Genomic DNA, 13,860 nt, shown 5'->3' on the forward strand with positions numbered 1-13,860 from the left:
CATCAGTTGTACCTACAACCGATGACCCTAGTCCCCTTTGGTTGAAGCGACAAGTACCGCGGTGTCACCATGGGGGCGTGGCGGAGTGGCTGAGCGAGGACGAGATGGCGGCGTGGGTGCGCCTGGTCGCCGTCGTGGAGCTGCTGCCCGGCGTCCTCGACGGCCAGTTGCGCCGCGACGCGCAGGTGACCCACTTCGACTACCACGTGCTGGCGATGCTGTCGGAGGCGCCGGACCGGACGCTGCGCATGACCGAGCTGGCCACCCGCACCAACGCCACGCTGCCGCGGCTGTCGCACGTCGTGCGCCGGCTCGAGGAGCGCGGGCTGGTCGAGCGGGCGCCCTGCCCCTGGGACGGCCGGGCCACCAACGCCCGGCTCACCGACGCCGGCTGGGCGAAGGTGCGCGCGACCGCGCCGGGGCACGTGGCCACCGTCCGCGAGCACGTCATCGACGCGCTCACCCCCGAGCAGGTGACGCAGCTGGCCGGCATCGCCGACGCGGTCCTGCGCCGCCTCGACCCCGACGGGAAGATGGCCGGGCTGCCGGGGGACGCCCCCGGAGGGGACCGCCGTCGGGCAGGGTGAGCCCATGACCGCTCCCCTCGCCGTGCTGGTCCACGGCCTGTGGCACGGCGCCTGGTGCTTCGACGGCGTCCGCGCCGCCCTCGGCGAGCGCGGCGTCGACAGCCTCGCCGTCGACCTGCCGCTGACTGACCTGCCCGCCGACACCGCGGCGCTCCGGGCGGCGCTGGACGCCGCGGGCCGCCCGGCGGTGCTCGTCGGGCACTCCTACGGCGGCGCGGTGGTCACCGCCGCCGGCACGCACCCGCTGGTCCGCGAGCTGGTGTTCCTCGCCGCCTTCGCGCTCGACGACGGCGAGTCGGTGAGCCGCACCCGGCTCGGCGACCTGCCCGACACCCGGCTGGCCGAGGCGATGGTGGTGTCCGGCGACGAGATCGGCCTGGACCCCGTGCTCGGTGCCCGGCTGCTCTACGGCGACGCGCCGTTCGAGGTCGCCGCGGCGGCGCTGGCCCGGCTGCGCCCGGTGGGCCGGCAGGTGTTCCGCGGCGTGCCGGGGTCGATCGCCTGGCGCGGCGTGCCCTCGACCTATGCCGTGTGCACCGCCGACGAGGCCGTGCACCCCGAGCGGCAGCGCGCGATGGCGGCCCGGGCTGGCGCCCGCACGGTCGAGTGGAACTGCGGCCACAGCCCGGCCGCCACCTGCCCGGAGGCGGTCGCCGACCTCGTCGCGGAGCGGGTCCGGGCGCTCGGCTGACCGATGAGCCGGGGGTCCCGGGCCGGTCTGCCCTGGGGACGCACCGACGAGGAGGAGCCCATGACCGTCACGAGCGTGCTCGCGCAGGCCACCGTCAGCGACCTCGACCGCGCCGAGCGGTGGTACGCCACCCTGTTCGGCCGCGCCCCCGACAGCCGGCCCATGGACGGGCTGATCGAGTGGCACCTCACCGCCGACGCCGGCGTGCAGCTGTGGCGCGACCCGGAGCGCGCCGGCCGGTCGACGACGGTCCTCGGCGTCAGCGACGTCGACGCCGCCGCCCGCGACCTGACCGCGGCCGGCGTCGCGCACGACGGGCCGGAGCCCGGCGGCGGGAGCCGCGTCGTCCGGCTGGACGACCCCGACGGCAACCGCGTCGTCCTGATCGGCGACTGACGGCGCGCCGGCCCTCCGGCGGGAGGTCAGCCGGCCACGCGGGTGGACATCCCGGTGTAGTCGACGACGAGGCCGTCGTCGTCGACGGTGAGCTCGAAGGCGCCGTGGGCGTCGTCGGAGTACCGCCAGCTCCGCTCCCCCAGGCGCCGGTAGGTCTGGTCGACGCGGGTGACGCCCAGCGCCGGGACGTCGACCCACGCCACCGGGGTGACCACCTCCTCCCCCGCGGCCAGGCCCGCGAGCCGCCGGATCGGGAGGGTGTTGGTGAGCGGGGTGGCCGCGACGTCGACGTCGACGCAGCCGTCGAGCGCCGGGTCGGGCTCGCCGTCGCGGGTCCACCGGCGGTCGTCGCCGGCCGCGAGCACCAGCCTCCGCTCGCCCGCCGCGGACACCGCCGTCACCTCCACCGACCGCGTCGCCCAGGCGTCGTCGACCTCGACGCGGAACGAGCAGGCGAGCAGGGTCTCCGGTCCGGCGAGCACCTCGGTGCCGTGGAACAGCCAGCCGCCCGGCCGCCGCTCCATCCGCGCCAGGCTGTGCCCGGCGTCCTCGTCGGCCCGCCGCCACGCCACCACCCGGGTCGTCATGCGCGGAGGCTAGGACCCCCTGCCGACGGTCCCGGGGCGCTCACCCCGGCCGAGCGGGCGAGCAGGGCGGCCTGCATGCGGCTCGTGAGCCCGAGCTTGGCCAGCACGCGGGAGACGTGCGTCTTCGCCGTCGCCTCGGTGATGGTCAGCGCGGCCGCGACGTCGGCGTTGGACATCCCCTCCCCGAGGCAGCCGAGGACGTCCCGCTCGCGCGGGGTGAGCCCGGCGAGCTCCGGCGGGGGCGGCTGCTGCGCGTCCCCCGCGGCCGGGACGACGAACCGGTCGAGCAGCCGCCGCGTCACCTCGGGGGCGAGCACGCCCTGCCCGCCGGCGACGCGGCGGACGGCGTCGACGAGGGTGGCCGCACCGGCGGACTTGAGCAGGAAGCCCGCGGCGCCGGCCTGCAGGGCACCGACGACGTACTCGTCGAGGTCGAAGGTGGTGAGCACGAGCACCTCCGCGAGCCGCTCGGAGACGACGGCGCGGGTGGCCGCGATGCCGTCGGTGCCGGGCATCCGCAGGTCCATGAGGACGACGTCGGGGCGCAGTGCCCGGGCGTTGCCGACCGCGGCGGCGCCGTCGGCGGCCTCGCCCACGACCTCGATCCCCTCGCCGGTCTCCAGCAGCGCGCGCAGGCCGCTGCGCACGGCGGGGTGGTCGTCGGCCAGCAGCACCCGCACGGTCACGCGCCGACCCCCGCGGGGACGGCGAGCGGCAGCTCCGCGGCGACCGACCAGCGGGTGCGGGCGCCGTCGGCCCAGCCGGCGGCGAAGCGGCCGCCGAGGGACTCGGCGCGCTCGCGCATGGTGAGCAGGCCCAGGCCGGCGCCGGGGAGCCCGGGACCGCCGGAGCCGCCCGGGCCCTCCGCGCTGTCGACCCGCAGGGCGAGCCGGCCCCCCGACGTCCCGACAGCCACCTCCGCCCGGCCGCCGGGCGCGTGCTTGACCGCGTTGGTGAGCGCCTCCTGCAGCACCCGGTAGGCGGCCTGCTCCACCGCCGCGGGCAGCTCCGGCAGCGGCCCGGCGTCGAGGGTGACCGTCAGCCCGGCGGTGCGGGCGCCGGCGACCAGGGCGCCGAGCCGGTCGAGGCGCGGGGCGGCCGCGACGGGTCCGGCGTCGGCGCGCAGCAGCAGGATCATCGCCCGCATCTCCTCCAGCGACGTGAGGGCGGACGCGCGGACGGCCTCCAGCGCCGCGCGCTCCCGCTCGGCGCCGGACACGGGCGGGCGGGCGAGCGCGGCCTCGGCGTGCAGCGCCACCGCGGAGACGTTCCCGGCGACCGCGTCGTGCAGGTCGCGCGCCATCCGCCCGCGCTCCTCGGCCCGGGCCTCGGCCGCGCGGAGGTCGGCGAGGTCGCGCAGGTCGTCGGCGCGGGCGCGGGCGAGGTCGGCCAGCTCGCGCTCGCGCCGGACGGCCAGACCCCACCACAGCGGCGTGGTGAGCACGACGAACGTCTGCAGCGCGAGGAACGCCGTGACCCGCAGGTCCCGGGTCGCCGTCCACCCGAGCACCAGCGACAGGGACACCAGCGCCCACGACGCGGCGCGCAGCCGCAGCACCGCCGTCGGCCCCGCGTGCAGCGCGGCGGAGTAGACGAGGTCGAACAGGACGAGCAGCATCCCGATGCTGCCGCCGAGGGCCACGTCGGCGGCGAAGAGGACGGCGCCGGCGGACAACGCGGCCACCGGACGGCGCCGCCTGCCGAGCATCGCCAGGCAGCCGAGCACGAGCGGGACGGCGTGCCACCAGCCGCTGCCGCCGGCCCGGCCGCTCCACAGGCCGGACAGGCCGGCGGCGATCAGCACCAGGCCGGCGGCGCCGGTGAGCACGGCGTCGCTGACGTCCCGGGCGCGGTCGGTGCCCCGCACCCGCGTGACCCACAGGTGCCGGAGGACGGCGAGGGCTCCCACCCGCTCATCCCAGCACGGGGTGCCACCCGCCGACGTCCGTCGAAGGGTGTACGCCGCGCCCCGGGGACACCTCCTCCGGCCGACGACGGCGGCGGCCCGGGCGGCGAGGGTCGGCGTCGTGGACCTCGAACTGCTCGCCCTCGTCCCGCTGGCGCTGGTCGACAGCACCAGCGTCGGGACCCTGCTCCTGCCGATCTGGTTCCTGCTCGCGCCGGGCCTGGTGCGCGCGCGGCGGCTGCTGGTCTTCCTCGGCACGATCGCCGGCTTCTACCTGCTGGTGGGTCTGGCCCTGCTGACCGGCGCGGAGGCCCTGCGGGACCGGGCCGCGGGACTCGGCGACTCCTCCGCGCTGACCGTCGCGCAGCTGCTGCTCGGCGTCACGCTGTTCGCGTCGAGCTTCGCGATGGGCCGCCGGCGCGAGGGGAGCCGCCGGTCCGGCCGGGTGCTGTGCTGGCGGGACCGGGCCGTGGGCGGCGGGGAGGACGGCGGGGAGGGCGGCACCGGTGTGCTGGTCGGGCTCGCGCTGGGTGCGGGGCTGCTCGAGCTGGCCACGATGCTGCCGTACCTCGCCGCGATCGGGCTGCTCGGCGGGTCGGGCCTGTCCCCCGTGCTGCAGGGCGGTGTGCTGGCCGGTTACTGCCTGGTGATGGTGCTGCCGGCGCTGCTCCTGCTGGCGCTGCGGCTGCTGGCCGCCCGGCAGGTGGAGCCGCTGCTCGCGCGGGTGGGCTCGTGGCTGGAGCGCACCGGCGCCGAGACGACGGCGTGGGTCGTCGGCATCGCCGGGTTCCTGCTCGCGCGCGACGCGATCGGCCGCCTGCCGGCGCTGACCGGGTGGCTCGACGGCCTCGGGACCGGCGTCTGATCCCGCCGCGGTCCGGGGGACCGACCCGTCCGCGGCGCGTCGTGTGCGTCCCGCGGAGGCCGGGTAGGTGGCCGCCGACCTGCACGTTCCGAACCAGGGAGCACCGATGACCACGCCCGAGACGACGACCCGTGACGCCGCCACCGGCCAGCGCGACATCAAGTCGCACGAGACGACCAGCTTCGCCGACCTCGGCAAGGAGATGTGGTCCTACCTCACCGGCAAGGGCGCGGCGATCAACTACGAGTTCGTCGACATGACCGTCGAGGTGCCGCGCGAGACCGGGCCGTCCGCGCCCCGGGCCACGTGGAAGCTCAACGGCACGCTGCGCATCACGACCGCCGAGAACGCCAGCCGGGGATGACCCCGGAGGGCGACCGCCGGCTCGAGGTCACCGCCGACCTGCGCCTGGAGGTCGACGGCGTCCCCGTGCGGGTGGAGGCGTCGGGGTCGGAGATCTCGGTGACCTCCGACGACGTCCGGCGCCTGTTCGCCGCCGTCCGGGTGGCCGGCGGGGCCGCCACCCAGGGGTCACCCGGGCGGACCGAGCTGGCGCGCGTGGCCGACACGCTCGCCGGCCACGGGCTCACCGCGCGGCTCGACGGGCCGGCCGGCCGGGTGCTGAGCCTGGGGGCTGACGTCGACTCGCCGGCCGGCTCGGCCCTCCTGGGCACGCGGCGGGCCCGGCTGCACCCCGCCGGGGCGCTGCGCAGCAGCGGCCCCGTCCCGGTCGCCGCCGTCCTGGGACTGCTGGGGGCACTCGTAGTCCTGGCCCGCCGCCGACGGGACTGAGCGACCGCATCCCGCGCGACGCCGGGCTCCTCCCGGGCCCGGCGTCGGCGGGATGCTCCTCCTGCGTGCACCACGACGGGTGCGCGACGACGAGGAGGACGACGATGTCCGACCCCTTCCACCCCGACCTGCGCCTGGCGCGCCTGCTGCCCCGCACCGTCGTCGGCCCGCGCACCCTGCGACCGGTGCGCCTGGTGACCGGTCTCCCCAGCCGGCTCCCGCGGCGTGGCGTCGAGGTGGTGCGCATCGACGCCGACGTCTCCGTGCGGCTGTTCCGGCCCTCGGCCGCCGGTGTCTCCCCCGCGGTGCTCTGGATGCACGCGGGCGGGACGGTGATCGGCAGCGCGGCACAGGACGACTGGCTCTGCCGACGATGGGCCCGGGAGCTCGGGGCCGTCGTCGCGTCGGTGGAGTACCGGCTGGCGCCGGAGCACCCGTTCCCGGCCCCGTTGGAGGACTGCCACACGGCGCTGCGCTGGCTCGCCGCCCGGGGTGACGTCGACCCCTCCCGCGTCGCGATCGGCGGGGCGAGCGCCGGCGGCGGACTCGCCGCCGCGCTCGCCCTACTGGTGCGCGAGCGCGGCGGTGTCCGTCCGGTCCTGCAGCTGCTGAGCTACCCGATGCTCGACGACCGGACGACCACCCGGTCCGACGTGGAGCAGCGCCACCTCCGGCTGTGGGACAGCGCGAGCAACCGGTTCGGATGGCGGTCCTACCTCGGCGGCGCGCCGGCGTCCCCCCTGGCCGCGCCGGCCCGCGCCGAGGACCTGGCCGGCCTGCCCCCGGCCTGGATCGGCGTCGGGACCAACGACCTGTTCCACGACGAGGACACGACCTACGCGCGACGGCTGCGTGCGGCCGACGTGCCGACCGAGCTGCACGTCGTCCCGGGCGGCTACCACGCCTTCGACCTCACCGAGGTCTGGGCGCCGGTCTCCCGGGAGTTCCTCCGTCTCCGTACGCGTGCGCTGGCTGCGGCCCTCGGCGTCGGGTGAGCGCTCAGGCGGTGCGGGCGCCCTCCCACAGGTCGATGCCGGCGTCGACCGCGTGCTGGTCGATGCGGCGGAGCTCGTCCTCGGAGAACTGCAGGTTCCCCAGCGCCGCGACGTTCTGCTCGAGCTGGCCGACGCTGCTCGCGCCGATGAGCACGCTGGTGACCCGCTCGTCGCGCAGCGCCCACGCCAGCGCCATCTGCGCGAGCGACTGGCCCCGCTCCTGCGCCATCCCGTTCAGGGCACGGACGTGCGCGAGCGACTCCTCGGTGAGCAGGTCGGTCGACAGCGACTTGCCCTGCGTGGCGCGGGAGCCGGCAGGGATGCCGTCGAGGTACTTGTCGGTGAGCATCCCCTGCGCCAGCGGGGAGAAGGCGATGCAGCCGGCGCCGACCTCGGCGAGGGTGTCGAGCAGGCCCTCGGTCTCCACCCAGCGGTTGAGCATCGAGTAGCTGGGCTGGTGGATGAGCAGCGGCGTGCCGAGGTCGGCGAGGATCGCGGCGGCCTTCGCGGTGTCCTGCGGCGAGTAGGACGAGATGCCGGCGTAGAGCGCCTTCCCCGACCGGACGGCGGTGTCGAGCGCGCCCATCGTCTCCTCGAGCGGCGTCGTCGGGTCGGGCCGGTGGGAGTAGAAGACGTCGACGTAGTCCAGGCCCATGCGGGTCAGCGACTGGTCGAGGCTCGCCAGCACGTACTTCCGCGACCCGCCGCCCTGGCCGTAGGGGCCGGGCCACATGTCCCAGCCGGCCTTGGTGGAGAGGACCAGCTCATCGCGGTACGGGCGGAAGTCGTCGCGCAGGTGCCGGCCGAAGTTGGTCTCCGCGCTGCCATAGGGCGGGCCGTAGTTGTTGGCCAGGTCGAAGTGGGTGATCCCGAGGTCGAAGGCCCGGCGCAGGACGGCGCGCTGGCGGTCGAGCGGGACGTCGTCGCCGAAGTTGTGCCAGAGGCCGAGGCTGACGGCCGGGAGGTCCAGGCCGCTGCGGCCGGTGCGGCGGTAGGTCATGGAGTCGTAGCGGTTCTCGGCGGCGGCATACGTCATGACGTCGATCCTGCCTCCCACTCCTCCAGGCCGCGCCGGGTCACCAGGGCGGCGGCTGCGTGGTCGCGGTGAGGCCACTGGGCGTGGTGACGGTGAGCGTGCCGTCGGGCTGCAGGTCGTGGCGCCAGCCGGGTGCCTGGTGCTTGCCGCGGTGGTGGCCGGTGCAGAAGCCGGTGAGGTTGCCGGCGGCGGTCGCACCGAGCGGCCAGGGCGTGCCGTGGTCGAGCTCGCCCCGCTTGGGGACGGGTCGGCGGCAGCCGGGGAAGCGGCAGCGGCGGTCGCGGGCGCGGACGTGCCGGTCGAGGGCGGCGCCGGGCCGGTAGCTGTCGGTCTCGCCGGGTGCGTGCAGGCCGGTGCCGGCGCGGGTGGCGCGGCGCAGGCCGGGCAGGTCGGTGAGGGTGAGCAGGGCGCCGGTGAGGGCGTGGGTGACGGCGATGCGAGGCCGGTCGGCGAGCCCGCCGCCCGCGGTGCGGGTGAGCAGGTCGCCGAGCTCCGCTCGGGTGGCGTCGGTGGCTCGCGCCAGGGCGGTGATCGCGTCGGCCGCTGCGGTCACGCGGCCGGCCGGACTGTCCACCCAGGCGCCCTCGTCACTTGCGTCGGCGCGCTCGGCGGTGGCCACCAGGCGGCGGGCGTGGCCGACCGCATCCTGCGCGGCGAGCAGCGCGGAGCCGGCGGCGGTCACCGCGTCGTCGGCGCGGGCCCACCACCCGTCGGGCGCGGTTTGGGGTGCTGGCGGGGTGTCGGGCCGGGGCTCGCCCGGGTCGGGATCGAGGTCGCCGCACGGTGGTGACCAGCCGGGTGGTGGCCCGGGCTCGTCATCGAGCGCGGGGTCGAGGTCGGCGTAAAGCTCGCCGGTGGCGACGCGGCGTTCGATCTCGGCCCACCAGGCCGCCTCGACCTCCAGTTCGGCGATGTGCTGGGCGATGGCGGCGTCGCTCAGGCCGCGCAGCGGGTCCTCGCCCTTGACCAGGCTGACGGTCTCGCCCGTGCCGGGGGCCGTGGTGTCCTCGGCCGTGGCGTCCGCGGCGGCGCCCTCGGCTGAGGCGGGTTTCCCGGCGGCTGTGCCGTCCGCTGCGGGGTCGCCCGTCTCCACGGGTGCTGGTCGCTCACCCGCGGCGGTGCCCTCGGCGGTGTCCGTGCCGGCCGGCGCGGAGTCCTCGGGCACGGCGTCCTCGGCGGGGTCCCCAGCAGCGGCCTCCTCGGCGGGGGTGATGCGGGCGCCGGTCAGGGCGGCGAGCAGGGCCCGGACGACCTCGGCCGGGACGACCTGGCCGTCGATCTCGCACGGCTGGTCACCACCGAGCAGCGCGCCGACCGGAGCGACCACGGTCAGCACTATCTGCACCGGTGACAGCCCGTGCTCCCCGGGCCGCAGCACCAGATCCATCAGGGCGTCGGCCATCTTCTGCCCGCGGGTGCGCCCGTCGTCGGGCAGCGCGTCGGCGTAGGCGCCCAGCGCCGCCATCAGCGCCGCTGCCTCCGGCATCGTCAGGAGGGCGGACACGACCGCCATCCCGTCGCAGCTGTCGGGCCGGCACGAGAGCCCGCGCTGCTTGATGGCCCGCGCCAGGTCGTCGGCGGCGGAGCGGGCTTTGCGCTTGAGCACCTCCCGGCGGGCCTTGTCCCGCAGCTGCGCCGGCGTGCAGACGGTCCCCCGGCGGGCGGCCCAGGCCAGCAGGTCCCGCTCCAGCGCGGCGCGCACCGTGTCGTCGGCGACCGGCGCCACGTGGTCGACCAGCGCGGTGACGTGTCCGGCGTGCACCGCCCCGGCCTCGAGCGCGTCGAGGGTGGCCGGGAGCCGGTGGACCAGCGTCAGCGCCCGCACCAGCAGCGCCTCCGCGGCCGAAGCCGTCAGCGACAGCGCCACCACCAGCTCCTGCGTCGCCCACTCGCTCACCGACCGCAGCAGCTCCGGCCGCGCAGCCCACCGCTCCGCCGCCATCGCCCCGCGCGTGCCCTGCGGACGATCGACCGAGGACGGCCGCGAGAGCGCGAAGGCCGCCACCGCCCGGTACCGCAGCGCCGACTGCCGCGACAGTTCCCGGTCGGCGGCCTGCACCAGCCCCAGCGGCCCGGACGCCCACCCCACGGCAGGCGCCCCGGCGGGAGCGGGCAGGACCGTCGTCACATATTCGATCATACGTTCGAACGGAGACGCGAACAACCCCTGTGGACAGATGTAACCGCAGGTCAGGAGGCCGCCGCGACGCTCCTGGACCCCGCCGTCCGGAGCCTCACGCCCCTCGCCCATGCTGGCCCGGTACGGAACCGAACCGGTCGGACAGGGGTGGACATGGGCAACGGCACCGTCGTCATCACGGGCGCCAGCGCGGGGCTCGGCGCGGAGATGGCGCGGCAGTTCGCCGCCCGCGGCTGGGACCTCGCCCTGTGCGCCCGCCGCACCGACCGGCTCGACGCCCTCGCCGCGGAGATCCGGGAGCGGACCGGCCGGCGCGTCGAGACCGCCGCCCTCGACGTCACCGACGCCGACGCCGTCCCCGCCGTGTTCCGGCGGTTCGACGAGGCGTTCGGCGGCCTCGACCGGGTCGTGGTCAACGCGGGCCTCGGCAAGGGTGCACCGCTGGGCACCGGCCGCGCCGACGCCAACCGCGAGACGGCGATGACCAACTTCGTCGGCGCGCTGGCGCAGTGCGAGGCGGCGCTCGAGGTCTTCCGCCGCCAGCGGCGCGGCCACCTCGTCCTCGTCAGCTCCATGTCGGCGCTGCGCGGGATGCGGCGGAGCATGACCACGTACGCCGCCACCAAGGCCGGCGTCGCCGCGCTCGCCGAGGGCCTGCGCTCCGAGCGCATCCCCGGGGTCGACGTGTCGGTCGTCTACCCCGGCTACATCCGCTCGGAGATGAACGAGCACGTGCAGCAGGCCACCCGCTTCATGGTCGACACCGAGACCGGCGTGCGGGCGATGGTCCAGGCGATCGAGGCGCGGAAGGCCAAGGCGTACGTGCCGGCCTGGCCGTGGGTACCCATCGGCGTCGCGATGCGCGTCCTGCCGCTGTCGGTCGTGCGGAAGCTGTCGTGACCGACGCGCGCCCGGTCCGCGCCGAGGACGCCTTCGACGTCGAGGCCGTCGCCGCGTGGCTGGCGCGGCACGCCGACCCGCAGCGCGCCGGCGTCGACCTCGGCGCCGTCCCCGAGGTGCGCCAGTTCTCCGGCGGGGTCTCCAACCTGACCTACCTGCTGCGCTACCCCGACGGCGACCTGGTGCTGCGCCGGCCGCCGCGCGGGCAGCACACCGGCACCGCGCACGACGTCGCCCGCGAGTACCGCGTCCAGGAGGCGCTCGGCCGGGTGCTGCCGGCGGTGCCGCGGACGGTCGCGCTGTGCGAGGACGCCGCCGTCGTCGGCACGCCGTTCTCCGTCGTCCGGCGGATCGAGGGGCCGATCCCCCGCCGCAGCCTGCCGCCCGGCGTCGACCTGACCCAGGACCAGGTCGCGGAGCTCTGCCGCAACGTCGTCGACCTGCTCGTCGACCTGCACCGCGTCGACGTCGACGCCGCCGGGTTGACCGCCCTCGACCGCGGCCCCGGTTACGTGCGCCGCCAGGTGGAGAACTGGACAAGCCGGTACGCGCGGGCCCGGACCCGCGACGTGCCCGGCTACGCACGGGTGACGGCGTGGCTGGCCGCGCACCAGCCCGCCGACCGGCCGCACACCCTCGTGCACAACGACTTCCGCTTCGACAACGTCGTGCTCGACCCCGCCGACCCGACCCGTCCGGCCGGGCTGCTGGACTGGGAGCTGGCCACCGTCGGCGACCCGCTGATGGACCTCGCGAGCGCGCTCGGCTACTGGATCCAGGCCGACGACGGCCCGCTGATGCGCCGGTTCAGCCGCCAGCCGACGACGCTGCCCGGGATGATGACCCGCGAGCAGGTCGTCGCCCACTACTGCGCGCGCACCGGCGAGCGCGTCACGAACGCCGAGTGGGCCTGGTACGAGGTGTTCGGCCTGTTCCGCGTCGCGGTCATCGCCCAGCAGGTCTACGCCCGCTACCGCGCCGGGCAGACGACGAACCCGGCGTTCCGCTCCTTCGGCGTCGCCGTCCGGCTGCTCGAGCTGCGGTGCCGCCGGGTGATCGCGCGGGCGGAGCGGCTGACCCCCGACCGCGCGGCCGCCCAGGTCGGCAGCCCGGTGCTCACCCGGCGCCGGATCCGCCCGCGCCGGTGGACCCCGCCGCCGTTCGCCGACCCCGGCCCCACCGCCCCGCTGCGGATCTCCCGCCGGCTCGACCCCGGCGGGCACGGCCCCGAGGACGTCGTCCTCGACGACGCCGGGCTGGCCGTCACGGGGCTGCGCGACGGCAGCGTCGTCCGCGTCGACGTGCGCACCGGGGAGCGCACGGTGGTCGGCCGCACCGGCGGGCGGCCGCTCGGTGTGGAGCCGCTCCCCGACGGCGCCGTGCTGGTGTGCGACCACGACCGCGGGCTGCTGCGCGTCGGGTCCGACGGCGCGGTCGACGTGCTCGTGGGCGAGGTCGACGGCGAGCCGGTGACCTTCGCCAGCAACGTCGTCGCCGCGCCCGACGGCACCGCGTGGTTCACGACGTCGACCAGCCGCTGGGACGTCGAGCACCACCTCGGTGACGTGTTCGAGCACTCGGCCACCGGCCGGTTGCTGCGGCGCGACCCCGACGGCACGGTGACGACGGTCCTGTCCGGGCTCGGCTTCGCCAACGGCCTGGTCCGCGCGGCCGACGGCTCACACCTGCTGGTCGCCGAGACCAGCCGCTACCGGGTGCTGCGGCACTGGCTCGCCGGGCCGCGCGCCGGCACCACCGAGCCGCTCGTGGAGAACCTGCCCGGCTTCCCGGACAACGCCTCGCTCGGCAGCGACGGCCTGCTCTGGGTGGCGATCGCCGCGCCGCGCAACGCGCTGCTCGACCGGCTACTGCCGCTGCCGGGGGTGCTCCGGCTGGCGCTGTGGAACGTGCCGGAGCGCGTGCGGCCGAGGGCGACGCCGATCGCCTGGGTGATGGCCTTCGACCCGGCCGACGGGCGCCGCGTGCACGACCTGCGCGCTCCCGACGCCGGGTACGGCTTCGTCACCGCGGTCGCCGAGCGCGACGGCACGGTCGTCGTCGCCGGGCTGCACGAGGACGACCTGGCGGTGCTCGACCGCTCCTAGCCGGTGACCGCGGCCACGAACGCGCGGGTGCCGGCGCGGCCCTCCGGCGTCGGCGTCAGCGGGTAGACGTGCACCGCACGCCGGACGGCGGTGACCTCCACCCGCGTGCCCTCGGCCGCCGCCCGGTCCCGCAGCCGCAGGACGTCGGGGTACAGCAGGTCGCGGGTGCCCACCCAGACGCGCACCGGCGGGAGGCCGGCGAGCGGGCCGTGCAGCGGGCTGAGCCGCGGGTAGGCCGGGTCGTCGCCGCCGGCCCACGCGCGCCCGGCCTCGCGCAGGCCCGCGCTGGACAGCCACGGGTCGCGGGCCTCGGCCACCGCGACCGCGGGGTCGGCCAGCGCGAGGTCGAGCCACGGGGCGATCAGCGCGACCTGGCGGGGCTGCGGTCGGTCGGCGCCGAGGAGGGTCTGCGCGAAGCCGAGCGCCAGCCCGCCTCCGGCCGAGTCGCCGGCCAGCACGACGTCGTCGCCGAGGTCCGGGTACAGGGCGTCCAGCAGCCGGTACGCCTCCCGGTACGTGTGCCGGGGCGCGAGCCCGTAGTCCGGGACCACCACCCGCGCGCCGGCGTCGGCCAGCCGCCCGGCCAGCGTCCAGTGCTGCGGCGCCGCACCGGCGACGTACGCGCCGCCGTGCAGGTACAGGACGGTCCGCGTCGCGCCGCCGCGCGGGGTCACGGTGGCCACGGGGAAGCCCTCGACGTCGCGGGTGTCCACCTCGTGGCGACGGCGCAGCGCCGCGGGCGCCGCGGCGGTCGGGCCCGGGTCGGCCATCCGGCGGCGGGCCGCCTCGGCGGTGGCCATCCGCGGCTTGGCCGTCAGCCGCAGGTACGCCGCCACCGCCCGCATCCGCACGCTCATGCG

The 13,860-nt window shown here is 76.9% G+C and carries 15 protein-coding genes; 9 read left to right on the plus strand and 6 right to left on the minus strand.

Translation table 11 applies throughout. The features are described 5' to 3' along the window. Positions 1-77: 77 nt before the first annotated feature. From ACI78R_RS07700 to ACI78R_RS07710, 3 genes are read left to right on the plus strand one after another with little or no spacing between them, the layout of a single operon-like run. Positions 78-587, plus strand: a complete 510-nt coding sequence (locus tag ACI78R_RS07700; RefSeq protein WP_245794588.1) for a MarR family winged helix-turn-helix transcriptional regulator — start codon at positions 78-80, stop codon at positions 585-587. Between the two features lie 4 nt (positions 588-591). After that, positions 592-1,278 (plus strand): alpha/beta hydrolase, encoded by a 687-nt coding sequence (locus tag ACI78R_RS07705; RefSeq protein ID WP_457040245.1) that lies wholly within the window; start codon positions 592-594, stop codon positions 1,276-1,278. A 60-nt stretch (positions 1,279-1,338) separates the two neighbouring features. Beyond that, positions 1,339-1,674 carry a VOC family protein gene (locus ACI78R_RS07710; protein WP_457040246.1) on the plus strand — a complete coding sequence of 112 codons (336 nt, stop codon included), beginning with the start codon at positions 1,339-1,341 and terminating at the stop codon, positions 1,672-1,674. Between the two features lie 26 nt (positions 1,675-1,700). On the opposite strand, the gene ACI78R_RS07715 is transcribed toward ACI78R_RS07710, so the two are convergent. Genes ACI78R_RS07715 through ACI78R_RS07725 form a run of 3 tightly spaced genes read right to left on the minus strand, consistent with a single transcriptional unit; the run spans position 1,701 to position 4,170 of the window. Beyond that, positions 1,701-2,261, minus strand: a complete 561-nt coding sequence (locus ACI78R_RS07715; RefSeq protein ID WP_457040247.1) for a putative glycolipid-binding domain-containing protein — start codon at positions 2,259-2,261, stop codon at positions 1,701-1,703. After that, positions 2,258-2,947 (minus strand): response regulator transcription factor, encoded by a 690-nt coding sequence (locus ACI78R_RS07720; RefSeq protein WP_336031365.1) that lies wholly within the window; start codon positions 2,945-2,947, stop codon positions 2,258-2,260. The genes ACI78R_RS07715 and ACI78R_RS07720 overlap by 4 nt, the downstream gene beginning before the upstream one ends. Further along, positions 2,944-4,170, minus strand: a complete 1,227-nt coding sequence (locus tag ACI78R_RS07725; RefSeq protein WP_457040248.1) for a sensor histidine kinase — start codon at positions 4,168-4,170, stop codon at positions 2,944-2,946. Before ACI78R_RS07725 ends, ACI78R_RS07720 begins: the two co-directional genes overlap by 4 nt. A gap of 118 nt (positions 4,171-4,288) precedes the next feature. Between ACI78R_RS07725 and ACI78R_RS07730 the strand changes: the two genes are divergently transcribed. The 4 genes from ACI78R_RS07730 (at position 4,289) to ACI78R_RS07745 (ending at position 6,819) form a co-directional block, all read left to right on the plus strand. Further along, the gene (locus ACI78R_RS07730; protein WP_457040249.1) at positions 4,289-5,032 is read left to right on the plus strand and encodes a GAP family protein; all 744 of its coding nucleotides are present in this window, start codon (positions 4,289-4,291) and stop codon (positions 5,030-5,032) included. A gap of 106 nt (positions 5,033-5,138) precedes the next feature. After that, complete coding sequence (locus ACI78R_RS07735) at positions 5,139-5,396, plus strand: hypothetical protein (protein ID WP_073420565.1); 258 nt, start codon at positions 5,139-5,141, stop codon at positions 5,394-5,396. Next, entirely contained in the window at positions 5,393-5,824 is a 432-nt protein-coding gene (locus ACI78R_RS07740; RefSeq protein ID WP_457040250.1) for an MYXO-CTERM sorting domain-containing protein, read from the plus strand. Before ACI78R_RS07735 ends, ACI78R_RS07740 begins: the two co-directional genes overlap by 4 nt. Positions 5,825-5,928: 104 nt before the next feature. Further along, positions 5,929-6,819 (plus strand): alpha/beta hydrolase, encoded by an 891-nt coding sequence (locus tag ACI78R_RS07745; protein WP_457040251.1) that lies wholly within the window; start codon positions 5,929-5,931, stop codon positions 6,817-6,819. A 4-nt stretch (positions 6,820-6,823) separates the two neighbouring features. Here ACI78R_RS07745 and mgrA read toward each other — a convergent pair whose 3' ends face one another. Both mgrA and ACI78R_RS07755 read right to left on the minus strand, forming a co-directional pair. Next, on the minus strand, positions 6,824-7,855 hold the full coding sequence (mgrA, locus tag ACI78R_RS07750) for an L-glyceraldehyde 3-phosphate reductase (RefSeq protein WP_457040252.1): 1,032 nt from the start codon (positions 7,853-7,855) through the stop codon (positions 6,824-6,826). Positions 7,856-7,895: 40 nt separating this feature from the next. Continuing rightward, positions 7,896-9,983, minus strand: a complete 2,088-nt coding sequence (locus tag ACI78R_RS07755; RefSeq protein WP_457040253.1) for a DUF222 domain-containing protein — start codon at positions 9,981-9,983, stop codon at positions 7,896-7,898. Positions 9,984-10,148: 165 nt separating this feature from the next. Here ACI78R_RS07755 and ACI78R_RS07760 point away from each other — a divergent pair, with 165 nt between their 5' ends. Further along, the gene (locus ACI78R_RS07760) at positions 10,149-10,895 is read left to right on the plus strand and encodes an SDR family oxidoreductase (RefSeq protein WP_073420568.1); all 747 of its coding nucleotides are present in this window, start codon (positions 10,149-10,151) and stop codon (positions 10,893-10,895) included. Beyond that, positions 10,892-13,000, plus strand: a complete 2,109-nt coding sequence (locus ACI78R_RS07765) for a phosphotransferase (protein WP_457040254.1) — start codon at positions 10,892-10,894, stop codon at positions 12,998-13,000. Before ACI78R_RS07760 ends, ACI78R_RS07765 begins: the two co-directional genes overlap by 4 nt. Here ACI78R_RS07765 and ACI78R_RS07770 read toward each other — a convergent pair. After that, positions 12,997-13,857: an alpha/beta hydrolase fold domain-containing protein gene (locus ACI78R_RS07770; RefSeq protein ID WP_336031381.1), complete on the minus strand. Its 861-nt coding sequence runs from the start codon at positions 13,855-13,857 to the stop codon at positions 12,997-12,999. The two genes, ACI78R_RS07765 and ACI78R_RS07770, sit on opposite strands and share 4 nt — an antisense overlap. Between the last annotated feature and the right edge of the window lie 3 nt (positions 13,858-13,860).

It is taken from the genome of Geodermatophilus sp. SYSU D01106 (genome assembly GCF_054049995.1).

Coding starts and splice junctions, on each gene's coding strand:
- ACI78R_RS07760 (WP_073420568.1), top strand. CDS start 10,149: ATGGGCAACGGCACCGTCGTCATCACGGGCGCCAGCGCGGGGCTCGGC.
- ACI78R_RS07710 (WP_457040246.1), top strand. CDS start 1,339: ATGACCGTCACGAGCGTGCTCGCGCAGGCCACCGTCAGCGACCTCGAC.
- ACI78R_RS07770 (WP_336031381.1), bottom strand. CDS start 13,857: ATGAGCGTGCGGATGCGGGCGGTGGCGGCGTACCTGCGGCTGACGGCC.
- ACI78R_RS07745 (WP_457040251.1), top strand. CDS start 5,929: ATGTCCGACCCCTTCCACCCCGACCTGCGCCTGGCGCGCCTGCTGCCC.
- ACI78R_RS07735 (WP_073420565.1), top strand. CDS start 5,139: ATGACCACGCCCGAGACGACGACCCGTGACGCCGCCACCGGCCAGCGC.
- mgrA (WP_457040252.1), bottom strand. CDS start 7,855: ATGACGTATGCCGCCGCCGAGAACCGCTACGACTCCATGACCTACCGC.
- ACI78R_RS07705 (WP_457040245.1), top strand. CDS start 592: ATGACCGCTCCCCTCGCCGTGCTGGTCCACGGCCTGTGGCACGGCGCC.
- ACI78R_RS07740 (WP_457040250.1), top strand. CDS start 5,393: ATGACCCCGGAGGGCGACCGCCGGCTCGAGGTCACCGCCGACCTGCGC.
- ACI78R_RS07715 (WP_457040247.1), bottom strand. CDS start 2,261: ATGACGACCCGGGTGGTGGCGTGGCGGCGGGCCGACGAGGACGCCGGG.